Source organism: Devosia sp. ZW T5_3 (assembly GCF_044987315.1).
Lineage (GTDB): Bacteria > Pseudomonadota > Alphaproteobacteria > Rhizobiales > Devosiaceae > Devosia.
In genome coordinates this window covers 1-23,421 of the sequence record NZ_JBJDRE010000021.1, presented here as the reverse complement: position 1 = coordinate 23,421, position 23,421 = coordinate 1, and the positions used below count along the sequence as shown (strand labels likewise).

Sequence of the window (23,421 nt, the reverse complement as noted above, 5' to 3'; positions counted from 1 at the left end):
GTCGCACCCCAGCTATGCAGTGCAAAAGAGCTGCTTGATTTCGGCCCGGATTTGCTGCAAATCCCCCGCTCGCCGGGCCAACGGGACCGGTAGCCCTCCAGAGATCACTTCGTCTTGACCAAGGCGTTTCATTCTTCCGGCGATGTCATCGCCGACCGTCGTGCCGGCTATGCCAAGATGCTGGCCGAGGGCGGGGATCATGCTGCCGCGGCCGATCTGATGGCGCAGGCGCTCGAGCTGACACCCCAATGGGCGGCCGGCTGGGAATTGCTGGGCAATTACAGCGAGAAGGCGGGCGATATTTCCGGCGCCATTTCGGCCTGGCGCCATCTTGAAGCGCTGGACGATGATGGCCTGTTCGGTGCCGGCCTGAAACTGGCGGCCCATGGCGCGGCCAGCGCCAGCGAAGGCACCGCGGTCAGCTATGTCGAGGCGCTGTTCGACCAATATGCGCCGCGCTTTGAAAGCGCCTTGTTGCAAAATCTGGGCTATCAGGTGCCGGCCCTGCTCGACGCCATGCTGGTCGCGGAGATGGGGCGGCTGGGCATAGAGCGTTTCGCTTTGGCCATCGATCTGGGCTGCGGCACGGGACTGATGGGCGAGCGGGTGCGGGCCAAGGTGTCCTATCTCGAAGGCGTCGACCTCAGTGCCGCCATGATTGCCGAGACCGGCAAGAAGGGCATTTACGATCGCCTCGACAAGGCCGAACTGGTCGCCGCGCTGGCAGGCCGGATGGCCGAGGCGGATCTCGTGACCGCAGCCGATGTGTTCATCTATTGCGGCGCGCTGCGGCCGGTTTTGTCCGCCGTGGTGCCGGCCATGCTGCCCGGTGGGCTGTTGGCATTTTCACTCGAAGCCCATGACGGCGAGGAGGCGGTGTTCCTGCGGCCATCGTTGCGCTATGCCCATGGCGTTGCGGCAACGCGGCAGGCTTTGCTCGATGCGGGCCTCGAAATCCTGAGGTTCGAGAAGGCGACGCTGCGGCAGGACCGAGGCTCGCCCATCGAGGGTATCCTGGTTTTAGCGCGCAAGCCCGTCAACGTTAACAGTCTGCTAACGTTAGATGACGAGATGGTAGCCGAATTTGCCGTCTCCGGCGTCGCCGCGGCCTAGCCCGCCATAGTCGCGCCCCGTTTGGGGCCTCGTGTCCCGGCCAGCACAACAAGCGGGACTTTTATGAAAATTGCAGCAAAGGCGGGCCTCGTGCTCGCATTGTTCCTGGCCAGCTTTCCGGCGCTGGCGGGCGATACGATCGGCTTCTGGGACACCCAGCGCAAAGGCAGTAACTTCTTTTCCGTCAAGCCTTCAGCCGAGCGGTTTGTCGAGGCGCATGCCGCCGGCATTCAATGGGGCCGCCTGGCCTATGACAAGTGGGACGCCACCGAGCGCGACTTCCTGATCGGGGATGCCGATCACTATGACGGGCTGGTGCAGCCGGACCTGGCGCGGCTCAAGCAAGTGCTTGGAATGGCTCACGATTCCGGGGTCGACATGGTCATCACGCCACTGAGTTTGCCAGGAATGCGCTGGAGCCAGAACAATGGCGACAAGTTCGATGGCCGCATCTGGGAGGACAAGGCCTATTGGCAGCAGACGGCCGATTTCTGGCGCGATCTGGCCGCTGAGCTCAAGGATAATCCGGGCGTGCTGGCCTATAATATCGTCAATGAACCGGCACCGGAGCGCGGCACGGGTTCGGCGGAAAACACCGCGCCGGGCGACGTTTCGAGCCACATTGCCTTTGCCGAGGCCAACAAAGGTACGGCGCGCGACCTGCCGGCATTTTACGAAATGGTCATCGCCGCTATCCGCTCGGTCGATCCCGATACGCCGATCATGGTAGATGCTGGCTGGTACGCCAATGCCGGAGCGTTCAGCGGCTGGCCTGATGCCTTAAGCGACGACAAGGTGCTCTACGCCTTCCATATGTACGAGCCCTATAACTTTACCGCCGGCAAGAATTTCCGCGACAAGCTGGGCTACGTCTATCCCGGCACGGTGCCGTTCGGGACGGGCGATGTGGCCTGGAATGCCAGCACAATCAATGCCTTCCTGCAGCCGGTTTATGATTGGGCGGACAAGCAGGCCATCCCCGCCAACCGCATTGTGGCTGCCGAATTTGGCTGTATGCGGCGCAATGAGGGCTGCGCTGATTACCTGACCGACGTGATGGCCAATCTCAACGCGCATGACATTCACTGGGCCTTCTATTCGTTCCGCGAGGATGAATATGACGGGTTCGACTATGAGCTGGGCAGCGACGCGCTGGGCTGGAAATATTGGGAAGCCGTGGAAAAGGGGCAGACGCCCGTCATGCCCTACAAGCCCAATCCGCTATGGGATGCCATTCAGGCAGGGTTGCACGAGTAGGGGCTGACAAGCCAGCCGCGCCTCAATAGACCTCATGGCGAAGTCTATTGAGGTTGCCGCATGAACACCATTCGCTACGATTTCCGCTCCGACACTGTCACCAGGCCATCCGCTGCAATGCGGACGGCCATGGTTGAGGCCGAGGTGGGCGATGATGTGTTTGGTGACGACCCCACCGTCAGCCAGCTCGAGCAGCGTATGGCGGCCATGCTGGGCAAGGACGCGGCACTGTTTGTGCCGTCGGGGACGCAGTCCAATCTACTGGCGCTGATGAGCCATTGCGGGCGCGGCGACGAATATATCGCCGGGCAGAATGCCCATTGCTACCGCTGGGAAGCCGGTGGCGCGGCGGTGCTCGGCTCGATCCAGCCGCAGCCGATCGCCCATCAGCCCGACGGCACGCTGGCGCTCAGTGATATCGAGGCGGCGATCAAGGTCGATGACAGCCACTTTGCGACGACGCGGGTGATTGCGCTGGAAAACACCCATGGCGGGCAGATCCTGCCGGTGGCGTATATGGCCGCGGTGGCCGAGCTGGCGCGGCGGCATGGGCTAGGGCTGCATCTCGATGGTGCGCGGGCGTTCAATGCCAGCGTGGCGCTGGGCATGGATATCAAGGATTTTACCGCTGATTTCGATACGGTTTCGATCTGCCTGTCCAAGGGCTTGGGCGCGCCGGTGGGGTCGGTTCTGGTCGGGCGGGCCGATCTGATCGAGACGGCGCGGCGCAATCGCAAAATGCTGGGCGGCGGCATGCGCCAGTCGGGGATTTTAGCGGCGGCGGGGCTTTATGCGCTGGAGCATAATGTGGCGCGGCTGGCCGATGATCATCGCCGGGCCAAGCGGCTGGCCGAGGGGCTGGCGGCGTTTGACCAGCTCAAGGTGACCGAGCCGCATACCAATATCATCTTCCTCAATTGCGAGGCGGAGCTGGGCGAGCGGTTCAATACGTTCCTCGCCGAGCGCGGCATCGGGACCACCGGCCGCTATGGCCGACAGCGCTGGGTGACGCATCTCGATGTCGATGACGAGGCTATCGAAGGCGCGCTGACCGACGTGGCGGAATTTTTCCGCTAGTCGGCAAGGCGGGCGGCGCGAAAGCGGCGCTTACTTCGAGATCCCTTTGCAGCCTTCGTAATTGTTAAATATCTGGGTGGGGTAGGCAACGCCTACGCCGCTGGCGTCGGTGCCAGTGCCCCAATAGGTGACGTTCAAGGCGCCATCGCGCAGCAAGAAGGTGACGCCGTCTTCGGTTGGGTAGACTTTGCCCAAATCTGGTGAACTCGTCATCGGGCGCAGGATGTCCATAGCGACCTTTGCGGTAATCGGTGCCGACGCATAGGCGAGCTTGCCATCGCAGAAGAGAAACACCTTTAAATTCTGGCCGCTGCCCTCGGCGTAAACCATCTCGCTATCGCCATCGACCTCCGGATTGCCCGGCTGACGGGTCGTGATCGGGCCATAGGCCGCTTCGATCAGGGCCTCTGCCTCGGCCTGGGGCATTTGATCGAGTACGGCCTGGTAGGGGTTGAAATCCGTGCTCTGGGCCAGGGCTGGCGTGGCAATGGAGGCCGCCAGCAGGATGGTGCAGATGAGCCGCATAATGTCTCCGAGAGGAAATGCCGAGGACCCAAATTGGGTCCCCGGTAGGCTTGGCGTCAATCCCCCAAAGGCGCGACGACATTGCACCAATGGGCGTGCAAAGCGGGGATATCGTCGCTGGTCATCAGCGGCATTGCAGCGAGCAGTTGCTCGTGTGGCCAGTCCCACCAGGCCATTTCAAGCAGCATGGCGATGTGCTCGTCACTGAAGCGTTTGCGGATCACCTTGGCCGGGTTGCCACCGATAATGGCGTAGGGCTCGACGTCCTTGGTGACGAGCGCCCGCGTGCCGATGACGGCGCCATGCCCGATAGTGATGCCGGGCATGATGATGGCTTCGGTGCCGATCCACACGTCATTGCCGATGATTGTGTCGCCGGCTGGAGCAAAGGCGTCCGCCGCCGTGCCGAAGCCGGGGATTTCGGGCATGTAGTGGAACGGAAAGGAGCTGACCCAATCGTAGCGATGGCCCTGATTGCCGGCCATGATGAAGGCGGCGCCGGAGCCGATGGAGCAGAAACTGCCCACGATCAGCTTGTCGACGCCGGGCGTGGTCATCAGGAAGCGGGCGCAATCGTCGAAGCTATGGCCGTGGTAATAGCCGGAATAATAGCTGTAGCGGCCCACGATGATGTTGGGATTGGTCACCTGCTCATCGAGCCGGATGCCGCTGAAGGCGTCTTTGAAATAGTTGGTCATTTTTGTCTCTGAGGAATGGTGGTTTCCCCAGCAGACCTCACCCTGAGCTTGTCGAAGGGCGAGGTCGTGGCGAGATGGTGCCACGACCTCGTGGTTCGACGGGCTCACCATGAGGTCTACTGGTAGATGTCAGGCGCGGTTGAGCGCCTGGCGGATGGCTGTTTCGACCGGGGAATAGGCGCCGTCGGACCGGTCGAGCGAGAGTTGTTCGCTGGGCTGGAGCGGCGGTTGGGCCATGAAGCGCGGTCGCGTTCCCCGGTGCGGCTGGGCTGCGTGGACCAGGAACGGATGGCACAGATAGACCGTGCCGGCTTCGCCGGTCGCTAGGACTTCCGGGCAGTGGGCCGTGCCGGCAAAACCGTCAGCGGCCAGCTCGCGCAGGCTTAGTCCGGCTTCCCCGGCCGGTTCCAGCTGGCGGGCAATGTCGCGATGCGAGCCGACCCGGATACGGGTTGGCGCGTCCAATTCCCCCACATCGGAGAAGAGGAACAGCATCAGCAGGGCCCGATCTTTCGAGCTGACATTGACGCGCCAGGCCAGGAAGTCGGTCGGGTTTTCCTGCCAGCCGAAGCTGACATCGACATGCCAGCCTGCATCGCCGGGATCATCGGGCGAGGGGAAGCGCACCGGGAACGTCCCCAGACCTTGCGGCGGTACCCACCTGGCTTTGCCGGCAAGCTGGTCATAAGCGGCATGCAGGAGCGGCGTGTTGGCCGCGGTGCGGAAGGGGAGGTCGGAATAACCGCCTAGCCGGATCACCGGTTTGGTCCAGGTTGTGGGGTCATCCGGGTCGCAGCCGGTGTCCCGCCAGAGGATGGCGCGGCCTTGATCGGCTAGTTCGCGGGGGAAGGCGTTGTCGATGCGGACAAAGCCGTCGGAAATGAAGGCAGCGATTTGCGCTTGGCTAAGCGCAGCAGAATGAGAGGGCATGAGATATGTCCATAAGTTCGCGTGGCCGTCGCAGCGGACAGCCGGATCGAGCGGTAACCGCTCGTCGGACGTGCTCCAATGAGCGCCGTTAGGCGTTCAAGTGCACTGCGAACTTAGTTGCTTCGGACATCATCATGGTGAGATCGATCATAGGCAGGAGTGATCCGCTGTCAACTCTGCGGCAGGCCCAGTGCGCGGATTGCCCATGGCAGGGCCGTGGACAATTGTTCGCGCTGCACACGCCGGACGAAGGGCGAGAGCGGAATATCGGGCAGCCCGGCGCGGGCGGCAAAGAAGCCGGCGACAGTCGCGGCAACGTCGGCGCGCTCCGGCAGAATGGTTTCGGGAAGCGGCCCGCCCTCATATGCCAGACTTGGCAGGAAGAAGCCGAGATCAACGCCAGGATCGGACCGACAGGCCTCGGCCCAATCGATGATTTTGACACCCTCAGCAGTGACGCAAAGATTGTCGCTTCTGAGGTCGAGATGGGTCAGCGCATCGCCGGCTAGCGGACAAGCCGCTTCGGCGGCCAGCAGCGTGGGCAAGGCGCGTTCCAACCATTGCGACGAAACGAGCCCGAGCGAGAGGAAAGGGTCGGGTTTGGCCGCGACGCTCGGCCAACCTGCTTCACGGCCCTGCAACAGACCACCATGAGCGAGCATGGATGGCGTTCGATGCATTTCGGCGATGGTGTCGAGAACCCGGCCAAGCAGCTCGTCGGTCCATGGCGGAGGCCACGTCGCACTGCTGAGGTCTTCGATAATGAGGATTGGGGTTGTCGGATGCGGCTCCGCCCCGAGAAGGCGGGGGACGAACGGGCCAGAAATGCCGGCATAGGCGATGATTTCGCTGTTGACCTGCCGCGCCGAAATCTCGGTCGTCGCGATCTTGACGAAGCCGGTGCGCTCGCCGGCCGCCACGGCATAGCGCGCGGCCGGCGTGTAGCCTCCGAAAACTGGACGCCAGTGCTCCGGCGCCCAGCCCAATAGCTTTTCAACCCTCGCCGTAGTGTCCGGGGAGAGGTTCTGGCTCATCTAAACCGCGAAGTAGCTTTGCAGCGAGCGGACCTGCATGCTGCCTTGCTTGAGGGCAACGATCCCCTCCACCGCGGCGAGGGCGCCGTCGATGGTGGTGTAGTAGGGGATCTTGGCGAGCAGGGCGGTGCGGCGGATGTCGCGGCTGTCCGAGATCGATTTCATGCCATCGGTGGTGTTGATCACCAGCTGCACGCCGCCATTCTTCATGGAGTCCACGATGTGCGGACGGCCTTCGAGCACCTTGTTGATCTTGGTGGCGGCGATGCCGTTTTCCACCAGATAGCGTTGGGTGCCGCTGGTGGCGAGGATGGTGAAACCGGCTTCGGCGAGATGGCGGGCCATGTCCACGATATAGGGCTTGTCGGCCTCACGCACCGAGATGAAGGCGGTGCCGCTGGTGGGGACCTTGGAGCCGGCACCCATTTGCGACTTGGCGAAAGCCATGGCGAAATTGGTATCGAGGCCAATCACTTCGCCGGTCGACTTCATTTCGGGCCCGAGGACCGTATCGACGCCGGGGAAGCGGTTGAACGGGAACACGGCTTCCTTGACGGCGACATGCTTGAAGGTCTTTTCCACGAGGCCAAAGCTGGCCAGGCTCTCGCCGGCCATGATGCGGCTGGCGATCTTGGCGATGGGCTGGCCGATCACTTTGGCGACGAAGGGCACTGTACGCGAGGCGCGCGGATTGACTTCGAGCAGGTAGATGACGCCGTCCTTGAGGGCATATTGCACATTCATCAGCCCGCCGACCTTGAGGGAGAAGGCCAGTTCGGCGGTCTGCCGCTTGAGCTCGGCCATGACCTCGGGCGTCAGGTTCTGCGGGGGCAGCGAGCAGGCGCTGTCGCCGGAGTGAATGCCGGCCTCTTCGATATGCTCCATGATGCCGGCAACGAACACGTCCTTGCCGTCGCAAAGAGCATCGACGTCGATTTCGGTGGCGCCGCTGAGATAGGCATCGAACAGCAGGGGATTGTCGGAGAGGACCGAATTGATCTGGCCGGTCTTGTCGTTGGGGTAGCGCTGCAGGATATCGGGCGGGACCAAGCCGGTCAGCGTGTCCTGCACATAGCGCTCGAAATCATTGGCCGAGTGGACAATGGCCATGGCGCGGCCGCCCAGCACATAGGAGGGGCGGATGACCAGCGGATAGCCCAGGCGTTCGGCAACAAGACGAGCCTGTTCAAGGGAATAGGCGATGCCGTTCTTGGGTTGAGTCAACTCCAGCTTGTTGAGCAGCTTGGAGAAGAGATCGCGGTCTTCGGCCAGATCGATGGCGTCCGGCTGGGTGCCCAGGATCGGCACGCCGGCCTTGAGCACAGCTTCGGCCAGATTCAGCGGGGTCTGGCCACCGAACTGGACGATGACGCCATGCAGCGTGCCGTTCTGCTTTTCGCGCAGCAGGATTTCGAGCACGTCTTCCTCGGTCAGCGGCTCGAAATAGAGCCGGTCGGAGGTGTCGTAGTCGGTCGAGACGGTCTCGGGATTGCAGTTGACCATGATGGTTTCATAGCCGGCGTCAGCCAGCGCGAAGGCGGCATGGCAGCAGCAATAATCGAACTCGATGCCCTGGCCGATACGGTTGGGACCACCGCCCAGGATGACGACCTTCTTGCGGTCGGTCGGACGAGCCTCGTCGGCCACGGCGCCGGCAAAGGTCGTCTCATAGGTCGAATACATATAGGCCGTTGGCGAAGCGAATTCGGCAGCGGAGGTGTCGATGCGCTTATAGGCCGGACGCACGTCGAGCGAGTGGCGCAGCTTGCGCACGTCGGATGGCTTGAGGGCGGCGAGCTGGGCGAGGCGGGCATCGGAGAAGCCCATGCCCTTGAGGGCGCGCAGATTGACCGCGTCCTGCGGCAGGCCGAATTCGCGCACCTTGGCCTCGGTATCGACGATCCCCTGCATCTGTTCCAGGAACCAGGGGTCGATCTTGCAGGCTTCGTGAATGTCTTCAAGGCTCATGCCCAGGCGCATGGCCTCGGCAACGTGCAGCAGGCGATTGGGCGTGGGCGTGCCAAGGGCTGCCTTGATGGCGTTCTTGTCTTCGCCTTCGCCCAGGCCGGGAATGCCGATCTCGTTGAGACCGGTGAGGCCGGTTTCGAGCGAGCGCAGGGCCTTTTGCAGGCTTTCCTGGAAGGTGCGGCCAATGGCCATGGCTTCGCCGACCGACTTCATCGAGGTGGTCAGGCGATTGTCGGCGCCGGGGAATTTCTCGAAGGCAAAGCGCGGGATTTTCACCACGACATAGTCGATGGTCGGCTCGAACGAGGCCGGGGTCATGCCGCCGGTGATGTCGTTGTCCAATTCGTCCAGCGTGTAGCCGACGGCGAGGCGTGCCGCGACCTTGGCGATGGGGAAGCCGGTGGCCTTCGACGCGAGGGCCGAGGAGCGGGACACGCGCGGGTTCATCTCGATGACGACCATGCGGCCATCAGCGGGGTTGATGCCGAACTGCACGTTGGAGCCGCCGGTCTCGACGCCGATTTCGCGCAAAACGGCCAAGCTGGCGTCGCGCATGATCTGGTATTCTTTGTCGGTCAGCGTCAGGGCCGGGGCGACGGTGATGGAGTCGCCGGTGTGGACGCCCATCGGATCGATATTCTCGATCGAGCAGATGATGATGCAATTGTCCTTCTTGTCGCGGACAACTTCCATTTCGTACTCTTTCCAGCCGAGCACGCTTTCTTCCACCAGCACTTCATTGGTGGGGGAGGCATCGACACCGCTTTCGACGATGGCGAGATATTCTTCGCGATTGTAGGCAATGCCGCCGCCGGTGCCGCCCAGGGTGAAGCTGGGGCGGATGATGGCGGGAAGGCCAATGACCTCAAGGGCCTGCAGCGCTTCGATGGTGTTGTGGGCCAGCATGGAGCGGGGTGTTTCCAGCCCGATCTTCTTCATGGCGTCGCGGAACAGCTCGCGGTCTTCGGCCTTGTCGATGGCTTCGGCGGTGGCGCCGATCATTTCGACATTGTACTTTTCGAGAATGCCCATCTTGCGCAGCGAGAGCGCGCAGTTCAGTGCCGTCTGGCCGCCCATGGTGGGCAGCAGGGCATCGGGGCGTTCCTTTTCGATGATCTTGGCGACCACTTCGGGGGTGATCGGCTCCATATAGGTGGCGTCGGCCAGGTCCGGATCAGTCATGATCGTTGCCGGGTTCGAGTTCACCAGAATGATGCGGTAGCCCTCTTCCTTGAGCGCCTTGCACGCCTGGGTGCCCGAGTAATCGAACTCGCAAGCCTGCCCGATGATGATCGGACCCGCACCGATGATGAGGATCGATTTAATGTCGGTACGTTTTGGCATTTCTTTGGGCTCGCTCGGCTCGGTCTACAGACGGGGCGGGCGAGGAAGAATCACCCGGCGCTCAGGCCACCCGCACCATTCGCGCACGACAACAGGGCGTTGCGGCGCTTGGGGAAGGCTTGGACGGGGTGGTTAGGTGGGCTGTCTAGCGGAGAAGCGTCGGAAAGGGAAGGGGTGGTTTGCCCCTTTGTCGTGGACACCGCGGCGGGGTGTGCTTGTCCCCAATCGGCCAGTTGCCCTCTCAGGTCATGACTCCCTTGCGGTCAGCGGGGTGGCTCGTGACGCCAAATGGGGCGACCATGGCTGTAGCCCCGAGGGGTGAGCGGAGAGCCAGCGTCAGTCCTGGGGCTCTCCAGACGCAGTGACGCGCTGTGTGGCCGGCCCGGTCGCGCGCAAGGCGCCGAGCAGGCAAGGACCGCAATTGCACATGACTGGATTGCCCGGACCATGCCGGGCGAGACAATGCGGGATATTCTCGCTCGCCCGGCTTTTCCGGCGCGGGCTAAACGCTTTGTGGCTGGTTCTGGTGGCTGCTGCTCCGGCGTTGGCCCAGCCCGCGAGCGAGCCGGGCCTGGTGGTTATCCGGGTCAGCGGCGCCGATGCGATGTTCGGCTTTTCCTCGCTGACGCCGCCGCTCAATCTGCATCTGGCCAGTATTGGCGGGATGGCCGAGAGCTTGCCGATCACCCTGCCGGCGGGAGATTACCGCATTGGCATTGATGATCTGAGTGGCATGGGCATGAGCGTGCGGGCGATCGATTGCTCGGACGACAACAGCGTGGGCGACGGGGCCAGTGGTTCGGCGGAACTGGTGCTCGACCCGGGCGAGTTGCTGGTTTGCACGTTCAGCGTCACGAGCGCGCCTGAACGGGCCGCCGCGTTGATTGAGAGCCTGGTGCCGGCGCGAGGGGATTTGCTGCTGGCCAGCCTGCCGCCGAGCGAGGATCGCATCGACCGGCTCAAGGGCGCGGTGTCGGTGGCGGCCTCCCCGCAGCGGTTCATGAATGCCCTGCCGGGCATTGTAGCCGGACGACCCATTCCGGTGGCAGCGTCGCTGGGCGCTTTTGAAAAGCTATTGGGCAATGAGCAGCGCAATGCCTGGGACGTGTGGATGCGCGGCACTTTTGCACTGGCGACGGAGCAGGGGGCGGCGGGCCGGTACGGCGTGGCGGCGCTGGGTATCGACCGGGTGTTGGGCGAGGATTTGTTGGTCGGCAGCTTTGTCGAGGCCGACACGATGATCCGGGACTGGAGCGATGCTTCTGCACTGGTGCGGGGCGGCTGGATGGCCGGGGGCTATGCCACGATGCGGGTGCTCGACAATGTCTATCTCGACGTGATGGGCAGCGGCGGCTCGTCGGCCGGGATTACCCGGGCGCAGGGCATAGACGGCCGGTTTGCGGCAGACACGTGGCTGATGACGGCGGCCTTGCTGGGGCAATGGACTTCGGGGCGGTGGACGTTCAGCCCACAAGCTCGGTTCAGCTATTTCGACGAGCGGGTTGCGCCATATCTCGATGGCGCCGGCAATCTGGTGTTCGGGCAGGAACTGGGCCGCGGCAGGCTCGCCATCGGGCCGGGCGTGTCCTATCGGCTGACGACGCAAAACAATGTGGTCATCAATGCCGGCCTGCGGCTCGATACCAGCGCGACGGTGTTGAGCAGCGACAGCGCGGATGGCTTTGAAGGCTTGAGAGGGCGACTGGAAGGCAATGTCGAAATCGCGTTGCCCGAGGGGATGCGTTGGAAAACCACGCTGGGCTATGGCGGCATCGGCACGGATAATCGCCTGTTCAATGCGAGTGGCACGCTGACGGTGCCGCTGCGATAGGCTTGCACCGAGAACAAGATGGAGTCAGCCTTGGGGCATGAGGAGAGACGCCATGTGCCGCAATATTCGAACCCTGTTCAATTTCGAGCCGCCCGCCACACGTAACGAAATGCATGATGCCTCGCTGCAATTCGTGCGCAAGATTTCGGGCTATACGCACCCTTCCAAGGCCAATGAGGCCGCGTTCCACGCTGCGGTCGAGGAGATCGAGGCGGTGGTGCGCAAACTGCTCAAATCGCTCGATACCGATGCGCCGCCCAAAGACCGCGAAGTGGTCGCGGCCAAGGCGCGGGAGCGGGCCAAGGAGCGCTACGGCATGACCTAACGGGAACGGCCTGTGGTGGCGGCGCGTTGTCGAGCGTAGACTGCCACAAGGAATTCATCATGCTGCAATTGCTCATTCTTCTCGTCGTTGTCGCCCTGGTGGCCGGTGTGCTGGGGTTCACCGGCATAGCGACGGGCGCCGCAGCGCTGGCCAAGATCATCTTCTTCATCATGCTGATCGGCATCGCCATCATTGTCGTGCTGGCGCTGACGGGCCTGGCAATCATTTTCTAGATCAAAGGATTTTTGACGATGGCGGGTATTCCGACAATCGCGCTCAATGACGGCCGAACCATTCCCCAATTGGGGTTTGGCGTCTGGCAAATTCCCAATAACGCAGTGGGCGCGGCGATTGCCGTGGCGCTGCAGGCGGGATACCGCTCCATCGACACGGCGCAGGGCTATAGCAATGAGCAGGGCGTGGGCGCCGCTATCAGGGATAGCGGGCTGGCGCGGGAGGAGCTGTTCATCACCTCCAAGCTGCGCACGCGCGACCAGGGATATGATGCGACGCTCAAGTCGTTCATGGGGTCGCTCGACCGGCTGGGTCTCGACTATCTGGACCTGTTCCTGATCCACTGGCCGGTGCCGGCGGAGGACAAATATTCCGACACTTGGAAGGCCTTTGTGCAATTGCAGCGCGACGGCCGGATCCGCTCGATCGGGGTGTCCAATTTCCTGCCCGAGCATCTTGAGCGCATTATTGGCGATAGCGGGGTGGCGCCGGCAGTCAACCAGATCGAGCTGCATCCAGAATTCCAGCAGCGCGACGTGCGCGAACTGCACAAGCGGCACAATATCGCCATTGAAAGCTATAGCCCGCTGGGCAGTGGTGCGGCGCTGGACAATGCCGCGATTGGCGAAATCGCCAGCAAGCATGGCAAGAGCCCGGCGCAGGCGATCATTCGCTGGCATATCCAGGAGGGGCTGATCGTCATTCCAAAATCGGTCCATCCCGACCGCATCCGCGCCAATGCGGAGGTGTTCGATTTTGAACTCGATGCGGATGACATGGCCAAGATCGCGGCGCTGGACCGCGCCAATGGCAAGATCGGCAGCGATCCGGCGACCAATAACGCGATCTGGTAGGGCTACAGCTTGAGCTTGAAGCCTTCGTGGCTTTTGGCGAAGCCGAGCTTTTCATAGAAGCGGTGGGCGTCCACGCGGACCTTGTTGGAGGTCAGCTGGACCAAGCCGCAGCCGGCCTCGCGGCAGCGCTCGATAGCCCATTTTACCATGGTGCTGCCATGGCCGCCGCCGCGCAGGTCGCTGCGGATATGCACGTTTTCCAGCAGGCCCCGCTTCATGCCGAAATTGGGCAGGCCGGGCAAAAAGCTGATCTGCAAGGTGCCGACGACTTCGCCGTCTTTTTCGGCGACCACCAGGCGATGCCTGGGGTCGGCAACGATTTCGTCAAAGGCAGCGCGATAGCGCGGATCGTCCAGTGTGGCGGGATCGAGCGGTGGCGTATCGGCGCCACGGGCATCGCCGGCATGGCTGAGCCTAAGCATGGTGGGAATATCGGCGGGTGTGGCGTCGCGAAAGGTCAGGTCGGTCATGGTCGTCGCTCTGGGAAATGCCGGAGCAAATGACCAGTTTGCCGGCGCGATGGCAAGTCAGGCGGCAGAAACCGAGGCCATGAGGGGCGACTTGATTGCGGCGGCGATGATGGTGTCGAGAAAACCCGGAAAACGCTCATCGAGATCGGCGCGGCGTAGCGTGACGCGGCGGCGCGTGCCCTCGGGCGTAACATTGACCACACCGGCCTCGCGCAGCTTGGCAATGTGATAGGTGAGGTTGGTCTTGGAGGTCAGATCCAGAAATTGACCGCAGACCATGCCCACATTCTCGCAGAGCGATAAATGGCCGACGATGGCCAACCGGGTTTCATCGCCAAGGGCGGCGAGAACGGTGGACAGCGTGATCTGATCGGCATCGGGATGCGGCGGTGACATGGCTGATATGTAGCTCCGGACGGCGTTTTGTTCAATAAGCTTTGGACTAGCAGTTGACACAATGATCCGTGAGGTTCAATTGTTCAATAAATTTTGGACAAGGACGCTGCTCATGGATATCCGTCTCATCTGGCTGGCAGTTGGCACGTTCGCGATCGGCGTCGAGAGCTTTGCCGTACCGAGCCTGTTGCCGCAAATCGCCGATTCCACCGGCGTCAGCCTGACCCAGGCTGGCTATCTGGTGATTGCCTTTGCGCTGGCCAATGCCTTCGGCTCGCCCGTATTGGCGGCGCTGACCGGCACGGCAGATCGGCGCCGGACCCTGACGATCACTGCGCTGGTCTTCTCGCTGGGGGCGATTGGCGCGGCATTCTCGCGGGGCTATTTCGACCTGATGGCGGCCCGTATCATGATGGCTTTTGCCGCCGGGCTTTATACGGCAACGGCGCAGGCAACCGGGGTGGCGATCTCGTCGGCCGATCACCGGGCGCGGGCTATCTCGGTCATCGTTGGCGGCACGACCATGGCAGTGGCGTTCGGCGCGCCGCTGGGGGCGCTGGTGGCGGGCCTCGTTGGATGGCGCGGCAGCTATGGGATGGTGGCGCTGTTCGGCATTATCGCGGCGGCCTCGATCTGGGTCATGCTGCCGGCGGGATTGCGCGGCGCCCAGTTGAGCCTGCGTCAACGTATTGCGGCGGTGGCGTTGCCCGGCGTTCCCGGCGCATTGCTGACCACCTGGCTCAATCTGGCCGGGGCTTTCACCGTCATTATTTATCTTGCGGTGGTGACCACTCGGTCGATGGGATTGGCGCCAGAACTGGTGCCGGCGGTGTTGTTGGCTTTTGGCATCGGTGCGGCGTTTGGCAATGCGGCGGGCGGGCAATTGGCTGACCGGATCGGCGCGCGGCCGACGGTGATTGCGGCGGCGGCGTTGAATGCCTTGATGCTGGTGGGGATCTCGCTGGTGGCGCATTTGCCGGGCGGCATCATCGGGCCGGCATTCTTCGTGCTGATCTTGGCCTGGGGCGCGACGGGCTGGGCCTTTCCGCCGGCACAGTCGAGCTATCTTCTGGGCCTGGCGCCCAATAGCGCGCCCTTGGTGCTCTCGCTCAATGCTTCGGCGCTGTATCTGGGCATTGCCAGTGGGTCGCTGATTGCGGGGCTAGTGCTGCAATTCGGCACGGTGAATGACCTGGGTTGGGTCGGTGCGACACTGCCGGCGCTGGCATTGGTGGGCATCGGGTTGTCGGCAATCCGGCGGCATGAGGCACGTCCCAGCATGGCGCGCCTCGGCTAGTTCCTCTTAACGCCGCTTCGGACTGAGTAGCAAGGCGATGCCAAGCACAGCAATCGCGATCAGGATCGGGGCGGCGGCGAGTACGGATTGCACGGCCAAAAGCGCGCCTGCGCCAGCCCACATGATCGAGGCGAAGGCCTCGCACAGGGTGGCGGCGCGGGAGGCGACCTGGCGGCGGCGAAACATGGAGCGGCGCGCGACGACGCGGAACCAGAGCTGGATGGCGGTGGCCGAGCCCGACGCCAGCCCCGCGCAGAGGGCGGTGACGGCAGCGATATAGAGCGACGACAGCGCCAGCATGGCGATCAGCGGGATCAATATCACGGCGATGATGATGAGCACCGCCTCGATCTTGGCGACCAGGACCGAGCGGGGGCTAACCGGGGCCGTCACCACCAGGTCATGGGCGTCTTCGCCGGAGATGGCGAGCCAGGCGAGACCTCCGGCCAATTGCCCGGCGGCCATGACGAGCACGGGCACCACTACCACATTGGCGCCGGCGATGTCGCCATAGTTGATCCACAGCATCAGGGCGGGCGGCAGCAGGTAAAGGATCTGCATCAGCGTTTGTGACAGCAGCCATGGGTCGCGTTGCAACAGCCGCCATTCCTTGCGGCGCAACACCTGGCGCTGCGAAGCGGGGCGGAAACTGACCGCGCGCGGATTGCGGCGGCTGCGAATATGGCTGAGGCCGGTGGCCGAAATGGCGTGGCGGCCATAGCTTGAGGCAGTGAGCGCGAGGACTATGCCGAGGGCGCCGAAGCCGACGGCCATGACGATGGCGAGATCGGGCAGATCGCCCATGGCGGCGCGGGCGGGTATCCAGAAGGCGCTGTCGAGTGCCGGCGCCATGGCGACGACATCGGCCGATTGGAACAGGGTGAAACGGGAGAGGCTGCCATAATGCAGGATGGCGGCGGCCTGAATGCCGATGACAAAACCGGCGCCGACAATGGCCGCGATGATCTGGGCGACGAGGCGGGCGCGCTTGTGGCCGACAAAGCGGAACAGCAGGATGGCGGCGCCGACCGCCAAGGCTGTGGCGAGGGCCCCGGCAGCGGCCAGCACGCCATAGCCGGCCAGCCAGCGGGGGCCATCCAGCAGGGTCAGCATATTGATCAGAGGGCTCGCGAGCAGCGCCGCCAGCAGGGTGGTGGAGAGGGCGACCGAGCCAGTGCGGACCGCAAAGAGGCGGCGCGAGGAGGCGGGGGAGGAGAGGATGAGGTCGAGGTCGGAGCGGGCGTAGTAGACGCGGGTCACTGCCTCCAGGGCCTGGGACAGCATGACCGACCAGAATAGCGCGCCGCTGCCGACCAGCATGACCAGGGTTGGTTTGTCGGGTGCAATGCCGTGGGTCAGCCAGGGGCGGACGAGGCCAAAGGCCAATAGGTGAAACAGCAGCAAGGCCACGGCGATGACGATGGCGACGCCGACACCGCGGGCGCGGCGGCCGCCGGTCATCATAGCGACCCATTCCCGCCAGGCCAGGTTCAACTCGTGGCGGGCAAACCAGGCGAGGGTCGCCGGTTGGGCGCTCATGCGGCGGCGGCCGCGGCTTCGCCTTGGGCGACCAGATCTAAGAAGATTTCTTCGAGGCTGGTTTCGCGCCCGATGCGGGTGCGCAATTCGGCCAGCGTGCCCTCGGCAATCAGCTTGCCTTGGGCAATGACGCCGATGCGTTCGGCCATGCGCTCGGCGACTTCCAGAATATGGGTGGTCATGATCACCGTGACGCCGTCGCGCACCTTGCCCAGCAGTACGTCCTTGACCTGCCGGGCCGAACCGGCATCGAGGCCGGTCAGCGGCTCGTCGAGAATGATCAGTTTTGGCTCGTGCACCAAGGCGCCGGCCAGCGCTACCTTTTGCAACATGCCCTTGGAAAAGCCGCCACAGAGTTCATTGGCGTGTGGGCCCAGGCCCAGCCAGTCGATCAGGTCACTGGCGCGTTGGCGGGCGGTCGTGGCGTCGATCTGCCAGAGGCCGGCGACGAATTCGAGATATTCGAGCGGGGTGAGCCGGTCATAGACCATGGGTTCGTCCGACACCCAGGCGACGATGCGTTTGGCGGCGATCGGGTCACGGCGGGCATCGATGCCGAAGATGGAGATTTGCCCCTCATCGGGCCGCAGCAGCCCGGCAACCATGCGCAGAATGGTGGTTTTGCCCGCGCCATTGGGGCCGAGCAGGGCGTAGAATTCGCCCGCCCGGACATTGAGTGCCAAATCGGTGACCACCGGCCGATCAAAGCGTTTGGAGAGGCTGGAGATGGCGAGGGCAGGGACGGACATGAGCTCGCTCCGGGAAATCCGGAATAGAGACTATCCGGCCAGCCCTTTCCTCGCGGTGAATCGGCAGCGTTAAAGATTATCCTTGTTGGACACTCGATTGCTGCAACGCCGCCTTGCACAAAGCGGCATTGCGGGGTGGCGCGCTGACATTTTAGTGTCGAGGTGAACCGCAGCCTCGCCTGCGGGCATCCCACATTGCTGACGGCAACGGCCCAGCGCGCCGAGCCCTTGCGTCTGCCGGAGTATTTGCCGTGACCGATTCTTCCCGTCCCTCTGTCGGGCTCGGCTCGCTGTCCACCAAGCTTGCGATCTTTGCCATGGCCATTGGCGCCTTCGGCATCGGTACGGGTGAATTTGCGATCATGGGCCTGTTGCCAAATCTGGCGGGCGATCTGCGGATATCCGAGCCCGAGGCAGGCCATGTGATCAGCGCCTATGCGCTTGGCGTGGTGGTGGGGGCGCCGCTGATTGCGATCCTCTTTGCCAAAGTGCCGCGCAAGCCGCTGATGCTGGGACTTATGGCGCTGTTTGCGCTGGGCAATTTCGGCAGCGCCGCAGCGCCGGACTATCTGTCGCTGATTGCGCTGCGCTTTGTCAGCGGGCTGCCGCATGGCGCCTATTTCGGCATTGTCGCGCTGGTGGCGGCCTCCATGGTCGATGTCGGCTATCGCGCCCGCGCCGTGGGCCGGGTGATGCTGGGGCTGACCATTGCTACGCTGGTCGGCATGCCGATGGCGACGTGGCTGGGCCAATATATGGGTTGGCGGCCGACCTTTACCGGTGTGGGCATTGTCGGCGTGCTGGCGCTGGTGATGATCGCGCGGTTTGTGCCCATGGTGGCGTTGGCCGATGGGGCGAGCCCGCTGCGTGAATTGAGTGCGCTGAAGCGCCCGCAGGTGTGGCTGACGCTGGCGATCAGCGCGGTTGGCTGCGGCGGGATGTTTGCGGTGTTCACCTATGTGGTGCCGCTGCTGACCGAGGTGACGGGTATTCCCATGGTCTGGGTGCCGCTGGTGTTGGCGCTGTTCGGCGTCGGCATGACGCTGGGCAATATTTTGGGCGCCTATATGGCCGACAAGGCGCTGATGGCGACGATTGGCGGCATGCTGGCCTTCAATGTTGTCAGCCTGGCGATCATTCCGTTCACGGCGCAATTCTGGCTGACGGCCTCGATCAGCGTGCTGCTGGTAGGCTTTACCGTGGCCATCGGCACGGCGTTGCAGACCCGGCTGATGGATGTGGCGGCAGAGGGCCAGACGCTGGCGGCGACGCTCAACCATGCGGCGTTCAACATGGCCAATGCGCTGGGGGCGCTGCTGGGCGGGTTGGCGATTTCGGCGGGTTATGGCTGGGGATCGACCGGCGTGGTCGGGGCGATCATGGCCGTTGGCGGGCTGATCCTGTTCTTCATCTCGCTGGCGCTGGACCGCAAGACGCAGCGCTGGGAACCGCTGGATGTGGTGGCGGAAGCCGCCTGAAACTAACGTCATTGTAAGAGTTTGCAGCCGCCCAGACGCAGGTCCGGGCGGCTGTTTGTTATCAGGCGACGCTGAGCTTGACCTCGATATTGCCGCGCGTGGCATTGGAATAGGGGCAGACCTGGTGGGCTTTTTCGACCAGGGCCAGGGCCGCTTCATGGTCCATGCCGGGAATGGTGACTTCCAGCGCAACGGCGATGCCGAAGCCGATGCCATTGGCGTTTTCGCCGAAGGAGACGGCAGCATTGATGCTGGTTTCGTCGGGAACCTTGATCTTTTCGCCGCGGGCGACGGCCTTGATGGCGCCGAGGAAGCAGGCCGAATAGCCGGCAGCGAAAAGCTGTTCCGGATTGGTGCCCGGACCGCCATTGCCGCCCATTTCCTTGGGCGTATCGAGGGTGATCGACAGGCGGCCGTCATCGGTGGCGCTGGTGCCGGTGCGCCCGCCGGTCGAAGTGGCGTGGGCGGTGTAGATGGCTGATTTGATCATTTTGGGTCTCCTTGGATGAGGATGCATAGCGCGCAATTGAATTTTGCGCAATCTAATTTATCGTGATACACTCTCAACAATGGTTGTGGAATGGAGACTGGCGTGACCGAGAAACCGGACCTGCTCAAGCTGGATTCGATGCTGTGCTTTGCCGTCTATGCGGCCGGGCATGCCTTCACGCGATTTTACAAGCCCCGGCTGGACGCGCTGGGGCTGACCTATCCGCAATATCTGGTGTTCCTGGTGCTGTGGGAAGGCGACGGGCTGACCGTCAAGGCGCTGGGGGAACGGCTGTTGCTGGATTCGGGCACGATCACCCCGTTGCTCAAGCGGCTGGAAGCGCGCGGGCTGGTCGAGCGGCGGCGCGATGCCGAGGACGAGCGGCAGGTGCGGGTCTTGCTGACCGAGGCGGGGCGGGCGCTGCGGGAGCAGGCGCAGAGCATTCCGCTGGCTGTGGGCAAGGCGAGCGGGCTCAGCATGGACGGCGCCGATGCGCTGCGGCGCGAGCTGGTGAGCCTGCGGGAGCGGTTGGACGGGATTGAGTGAGGAGCAGGGGTTCACGACTGAAACTCGTGTTCGAGCAGCCCCATGTTCAGGTCGTCGTGCCACTTTCCATCGAGAAAAGCCGTTTCGCGCTCGCAGCCTTCGATTTGGAAGCCGCATTTTTGATAGGACTTGATGGCACGTTCGTTGATGGCCAGAACGCGCAGGGAAATCCGGTGAAGATTTAGGCTGGAGAAGGCGAAGTTCAAAACCGCTCTGGCCGCTTCGGTGCCGATGCCCTTTCCGAGATGCTCGGTTTTCCAGATGCCAATGGCAAACGAGGCGCGACGATCGACGAGATCAACGCGATCCAGGCGGGCAGTGCCGATGAGGTCCAGCCCCTCGATGAGCCAGGCATAGGGGTGCTCCATAAGTGATTGCACCCAGAGGTCGGCCCGCTCGCGGGTGAAGGGCGGGGCGGTCTCGGGTTGGATGCCATAGAGCCTAAGGTTCTCATCAGGCTCGGCGCCAATTTCAAACCGGCGGTCCGCATCGGCGGGGATTGCGGGCCGCAAGGTCAGGTTCGGTGTTTTGAGAATTGGTGGCATCGCTCCCCCTTGTGGGCATCTTATGGCCCCGTGAGGACCGAGGGGATAACTTATCGACTTGGTGGTGTGTTGCCGTATCTCGGGATGGGCCCCTGCCTGCGCAGGCGTGACATTGTGGGTGGGGAGGCCCCATTACACGTCTCGGTTTGCCCTCCACGAACCCTATGCCGGTGGATAGTCCGACACCCCCACCCTCAATCCCTCCCCTCAAGGGGGAGGGAGGTGGATCGTGGCTCCCGAAATTGACTTTGGAAGCTGAATGTCGATTGGTCCTACAGTGTGATGCGGTAGATGCCGAAGCCGTCGGGATTGGTGTTGCCGGTGGCTTCGATTTTTATCGCGGTGACGTCATCGACATAGTTGGCGGCTTTGGGGCCGGTGGCGAAGAGGACGCTGGTGCCGGGGATGGGGGCGAGCGACCAATTGCTGTCGGCCTTGGGGTCGATGGTGCCGTTTTCCACGATGTAGCGGACGATGATGTCGCGATTGGTATCGGGGCCCTTGAAGACGATCACGTCGGCGCCGATGCCGGGGAAGGTGCCGCCGCCGCCAGCGCGGTAATTATTGGTGGCGACGACGAACTTCTGGGCCGGATCGATCGGCTTGCCGTCATACATCAGCTCGACGATGCGGCTGGCGTCCGGGTTGGGCTCGGCCTTGCCGTCCGAGGAGAAGCGGGAGGGCTGGGTCAGGTCGATCTTATAGGTGACGCCGTCGATCACGTCGAAATTGTAGGACGGGAAATCGGGGTTGATCAGTTCGGCATCGGTGGAGCCGGCCTCGATCTGGTTAAAAATGCCGGCGGAGCGTTCGAGCCAGTTCTTCACATCGGCGCCGGTGATGACCACGGCCTGGATCGTGTTGGGATATAGGTAGAGATCGGCCACATTCTTGATGGCGACGGGGCCGACGGGGACGTCGGTGTAATAATCGGGGCCGCCACGGCCGCCGGCCTTGAAGGGGGCAGCGGCCGACAGGATCGGCAGGCTTTCCCATTCGGTGCCCTTCATCATCTGCTCGATATACCAGGTCTGGGCCTGGCTCACGACCTGGACGGACGGATCATCGGCCACGAGGGCAAAGTAGGAATAGAGCGGGGCGGCGGTTTCGCCCACGGGGCGGCGGATATATTCGAGGGTTTCGTCGTGATCGGCCTGGGCGGCGGCGGAGACTTCGGCTTCGTTTTCGACTAGAGCGTGGACCTTGCCCTCGACGCGCTCGGAAATCGGGCGGGCTTCGGAGGTGTGGGAGGCGATCGTCCATTTGCCGTCGGCGTCCTGCTCGAGCAGCAGATCGATCAGGCCCATATGGCTGCCCCAGAAGCCGGCCATGACGGCGGGCTTGCCGTTGAGCGTGCCGGCGGCGATATCGGCGCCTTCGACGCCTTCATAATCGGGGCCGGGGAAGACCAGATGCTGGTGGCCGGTGAGGACGACGTCGATGCCGTCAATGGCGGCAAGCTGGAGCGAGGCGTTTTCGGCGCCATTGGTCTGGTCGGGGGCGATGCCGGAATGGGAGAGGGCGATGATGATATCGGCGCCTTCCTGCTTCATCTTGGGCACATAAGCGGTCGCGGTTTCCACGATATCGCGGGTGCTGACCTTGCCGGTGAGGTGGGTGGCGTCCCAGGTCATGATCTGAGGCGGCAGGAAGCCGATCAGGCCGACCTTGATGGTCTTGGTGGCGCCCGAGCCGTCGACCAACTGTTTTTCGACGATCAGATAGGGCTTGATATAGGTGGTGTCGCTGAGCGCATCGGCGGCCAGTTCACCCTTGACCAGATTGGCCGAAACGAAGGGGAAGGTGGCGCCGGCTAGGGCCTTGTCGAGATATTCGAGGCCATAATTGAATTCGTGATTGCCCAGGGTGGCGGCTTCATAGCCCAGGGTGTTCATGGCGGCGATGATGGGGTGCACATTGCCGTCCAGGCCCTTTTCATAGGCGATGTAATCGCCCATCGGATTGCCCTGGATGATGTCGCCATTGTCGATCAGCATGGAATTGCCCGCTTCGGCGCGGATCGCTTCGATGATGGAGGCAGTACGCGCCAGGCCCATCGTGTCATTGGGGGCATCGGCATAGTAATCGTAGGCGAACACGGCGACGTGCAAGTCGGTGGTTTCCATGATGCGCAGATGGGCCTGATTGGCCTGGGCACTGGTGGCAAAAGGATGCATCGCGGCCATGGCCCCCAGACTCGCCGAACCGGCGAGGAATGTGCGTCGCGACAGTCTTGGCAGGAAATTCATTATCCGTCTCCCTTGGGCATTCACTGATGAACTGAAATCAGCTCGGGGGCTGCTGGCTCCCGCGCAGCCGGAGTGGTCCGGCGAATTTGCGAACCGGCACAGCCGGGTGGGCATGCTCATGCCGCTGGCAGGTGACGTTGCCATGACAGGACGGCGGCCAAGCTAGGAAACTTTGACCGGTTGGTCAATTTATGACGGTGGGGCGGGTAAGGAATTTTTGGAGGTGGTTTGGAGGCTGGCAATTGTCAGCAAAGCCCGTTGCCAAATGCCGCTGCTGGACAGCCGAAAACGCCGCCCGGCCCTGAGGCGTCGCGGTTGCACGGTAACGGGCGGCCTTTGACTCGAGCCAGTTTAGTCTAGGGGAGCCAAAGGCCGCCCGTCACGATCCGCTTTTGTGCAGGGTCCGGTTCAGGCGGTACCATTCTTGCAGGTCCGGCTGCCGAGTTTCCAACCCCACTGGACAGGCGCCCCC

At 63.1% G+C, this 23,421-nt stretch carries 22 protein-coding genes; 10 read left to right on the top strand and 12 right to left on the bottom strand.

The window, feature by feature from the left end; translation table 11 throughout:
- The first annotated feature begins 114 nt into the window (after positions 1-114).
- The 3 genes from ACI3KW_RS20755 (at position 115) to ltaE (ending at position 3,447) form a co-directional block, all read left to right on the top strand.
- Positions 115-1,113, top strand: coding sequence for a class I SAM-dependent DNA methyltransferase (locus ACI3KW_RS20755; protein WP_404849670.1), 999 nt, complete (start codon positions 115-117; stop codon positions 1,111-1,113).
- Between the two features lie 63 nt (positions 1,114-1,176).
- On the top strand, positions 1,177-2,370 hold the full coding sequence (locus tag ACI3KW_RS20750; RefSeq protein WP_404849669.1) for a glycoside hydrolase family 5 protein: 1,194 nt from the start codon (positions 1,177-1,179) through the stop codon (positions 2,368-2,370).
- Positions 2,371-2,430: 60 nt separating this feature from the next.
- Complete coding sequence (ltaE, locus tag ACI3KW_RS20745; protein WP_404849668.1) at positions 2,431-3,447, top strand: low-specificity L-threonine aldolase; 1,017 nt, start codon at positions 2,431-2,433, stop codon at positions 3,445-3,447.
- A 30-nt stretch (positions 3,448-3,477) separates the two neighbouring features.
- Here the strand turns inward: ltaE and ACI3KW_RS20740 are convergent, their stop codons facing one another.
- The 5 genes from ACI3KW_RS20740 to carB form a co-directional block, all read right to left on the bottom strand.
- Positions 3,478-3,972, bottom strand: a complete 495-nt coding sequence (locus ACI3KW_RS20740; RefSeq protein WP_404849667.1) for a hypothetical protein — start codon at positions 3,970-3,972, stop codon at positions 3,478-3,480.
- Positions 3,973-4,028: 56 nt separating this feature from the next.
- Complete coding sequence (gene catB, locus ACI3KW_RS20735) at positions 4,029-4,670, bottom strand: type B chloramphenicol O-acetyltransferase (protein ID WP_404849666.1); 642 nt, start codon at positions 4,668-4,670, stop codon at positions 4,029-4,031.
- A 129-nt stretch (positions 4,671-4,799) separates the two neighbouring features.
- On the bottom strand, positions 4,800-5,600 hold the full coding sequence (locus tag ACI3KW_RS20730; protein WP_404849665.1) for a phytanoyl-CoA dioxygenase: 801 nt from the start codon (positions 5,598-5,600) through the stop codon (positions 4,800-4,802).
- 170 nt (positions 5,601-5,770) lie between these two features.
- Positions 5,771-6,634, bottom strand: a complete 864-nt coding sequence (locus ACI3KW_RS20725; RefSeq protein WP_404849664.1) for an aminoglycoside phosphotransferase family protein — start codon at positions 6,632-6,634, stop codon at positions 5,771-5,773.
- On the bottom strand, positions 6,635-9,946 hold the full coding sequence (gene carB / locus ACI3KW_RS20720; RefSeq protein ID WP_404849663.1) for a carbamoyl-phosphate synthase large subunit: 3,312 nt from the start codon (positions 9,944-9,946) through the stop codon (positions 6,635-6,637).
- Positions 9,947-10,472: 526 nt separating this feature from the next.
- On the opposite strand from carB, the gene ACI3KW_RS20715 reads away from it, so the two are divergent.
- From ACI3KW_RS20715 to ACI3KW_RS20700, 4 genes are read left to right on the top strand one after another with little or no spacing between them, the layout of a single operon-like run.
- On the top strand, positions 10,473-11,777 hold the full coding sequence (locus tag ACI3KW_RS20715) for an autotransporter outer membrane beta-barrel domain-containing protein (RefSeq protein WP_404849662.1): 1,305 nt from the start codon (positions 10,473-10,475) through the stop codon (positions 11,775-11,777).
- A gap of 52 nt (positions 11,778-11,829) precedes the next feature.
- Positions 11,830-12,102 carry a DUF2277 domain-containing protein gene (locus ACI3KW_RS20710; RefSeq protein WP_404849661.1) on the top strand — a complete coding sequence of 91 codons (273 nt, stop codon included), beginning with the start codon at positions 11,830-11,832 and terminating at the stop codon, positions 12,100-12,102.
- A gap of 59 nt (positions 12,103-12,161) precedes the next feature.
- Positions 12,162-12,335 (top strand): DUF1328 family protein, encoded by a 174-nt coding sequence (locus ACI3KW_RS20705; protein ID WP_404849660.1) that lies wholly within the window; start codon positions 12,162-12,164, stop codon positions 12,333-12,335.
- Between the two features lie 18 nt (positions 12,336-12,353).
- Positions 12,354-13,190, top strand: a complete 837-nt coding sequence (locus ACI3KW_RS20700) for an aldo/keto reductase (RefSeq protein WP_404849659.1) — start codon at positions 12,354-12,356, stop codon at positions 13,188-13,190.
- 2 nt (positions 13,191-13,192) lie between these two features.
- Here the strand turns inward: ACI3KW_RS20700 and ACI3KW_RS20695 are convergent, their stop codons facing one another.
- Both ACI3KW_RS20695 and ACI3KW_RS20690 read right to left on the bottom strand, forming a co-directional pair.
- The gene (locus ACI3KW_RS20695) at positions 13,193-13,660 is read right to left on the bottom strand and encodes a GNAT family N-acetyltransferase (RefSeq protein WP_404849658.1); all 468 of its coding nucleotides are present in this window, start codon (positions 13,658-13,660) and stop codon (positions 13,193-13,195) included.
- Between the two features lie 57 nt (positions 13,661-13,717).
- On the bottom strand, positions 13,718-14,056 hold the full coding sequence (locus tag ACI3KW_RS20690) for an ArsR/SmtB family transcription factor (protein ID WP_404849657.1): 339 nt from the start codon (positions 14,054-14,056) through the stop codon (positions 13,718-13,720).
- 112 nt (positions 14,057-14,168) lie between these two features.
- Between ACI3KW_RS20690 and ACI3KW_RS20685 the strand changes: the two genes are divergently transcribed.
- Entirely contained in the window at positions 14,169-15,353 is a 1,185-nt protein-coding gene (locus ACI3KW_RS20685; protein ID WP_404849656.1) for an MFS transporter, read from the top strand.
- 6 nt (positions 15,354-15,359) lie between these two features.
- On the opposite strand, the gene ACI3KW_RS20680 is transcribed toward ACI3KW_RS20685, so the two are convergent.
- Together ACI3KW_RS20680 and ACI3KW_RS20675 are read right to left on the bottom strand one after the other, a co-directional pair.
- A complete protein-coding gene (locus tag ACI3KW_RS20680) occupies positions 15,360-16,892 on the bottom strand; it encodes a permease (protein WP_404849655.1) in 1,533 nt (510 codons plus the stop codon).
- Complete coding sequence (locus tag ACI3KW_RS20675; protein ID WP_404849654.1) at positions 16,889-17,641, bottom strand: ABC transporter ATP-binding protein; 753 nt, start codon at positions 17,639-17,641, stop codon at positions 16,889-16,891. The genes ACI3KW_RS20680 and ACI3KW_RS20675 overlap by 4 nt, the downstream gene beginning before the upstream one ends.
- A gap of 251 nt (positions 17,642-17,892) precedes the next feature.
- Here ACI3KW_RS20675 and ACI3KW_RS20670 point away from each other — a divergent pair, with 251 nt between their 5' ends.
- Positions 17,893-19,119, top strand: a complete 1,227-nt coding sequence (locus tag ACI3KW_RS20670; protein ID WP_404849653.1) for an MFS transporter — start codon at positions 17,893-17,895, stop codon at positions 19,117-19,119.
- Positions 19,120-19,180: 61 nt separating this feature from the next.
- Here the strand turns inward: ACI3KW_RS20670 and ACI3KW_RS20665 are convergent, their stop codons facing one another.
- Complete coding sequence (locus ACI3KW_RS20665; protein ID WP_262166567.1) at positions 19,181-19,609, bottom strand: organic hydroperoxide resistance protein; 429 nt, start codon at positions 19,607-19,609, stop codon at positions 19,181-19,183.
- A gap of 90 nt (positions 19,610-19,699) precedes the next feature.
- Between ACI3KW_RS20665 and ACI3KW_RS20660 the strand changes: the two genes are divergently transcribed.
- Positions 19,700-20,155 (top strand): transcriptional regulator, SarA/Rot family, encoded by a 456-nt coding sequence (locus tag ACI3KW_RS20660; protein ID WP_390888775.1) that lies wholly within the window; start codon positions 19,700-19,702, stop codon positions 20,153-20,155.
- A gap of 11 nt (positions 20,156-20,166) precedes the next feature.
- On the opposite strand, the gene ACI3KW_RS20655 is transcribed toward ACI3KW_RS20660, so the two are convergent.
- Both ACI3KW_RS20655 and ACI3KW_RS20650 read right to left on the bottom strand, forming a co-directional pair.
- Positions 20,167-20,700 carry a GNAT family N-acetyltransferase gene (locus ACI3KW_RS20655; protein WP_404849652.1) on the bottom strand — a complete coding sequence of 178 codons (534 nt, stop codon included), beginning with the start codon at positions 20,698-20,700 and terminating at the stop codon, positions 20,167-20,169.
- Positions 20,701-20,972: 272 nt separating this feature from the next.
- The gene (locus tag ACI3KW_RS20650) at positions 20,973-22,949 is read right to left on the bottom strand and encodes a bifunctional 2',3'-cyclic-nucleotide 2'-phosphodiesterase/3'-nucleotidase (RefSeq protein ID WP_404849651.1); all 1,977 of its coding nucleotides are present in this window, start codon (positions 22,947-22,949) and stop codon (positions 20,973-20,975) included.
- Between the last annotated feature and the right edge of the window lie 472 nt (positions 22,950-23,421).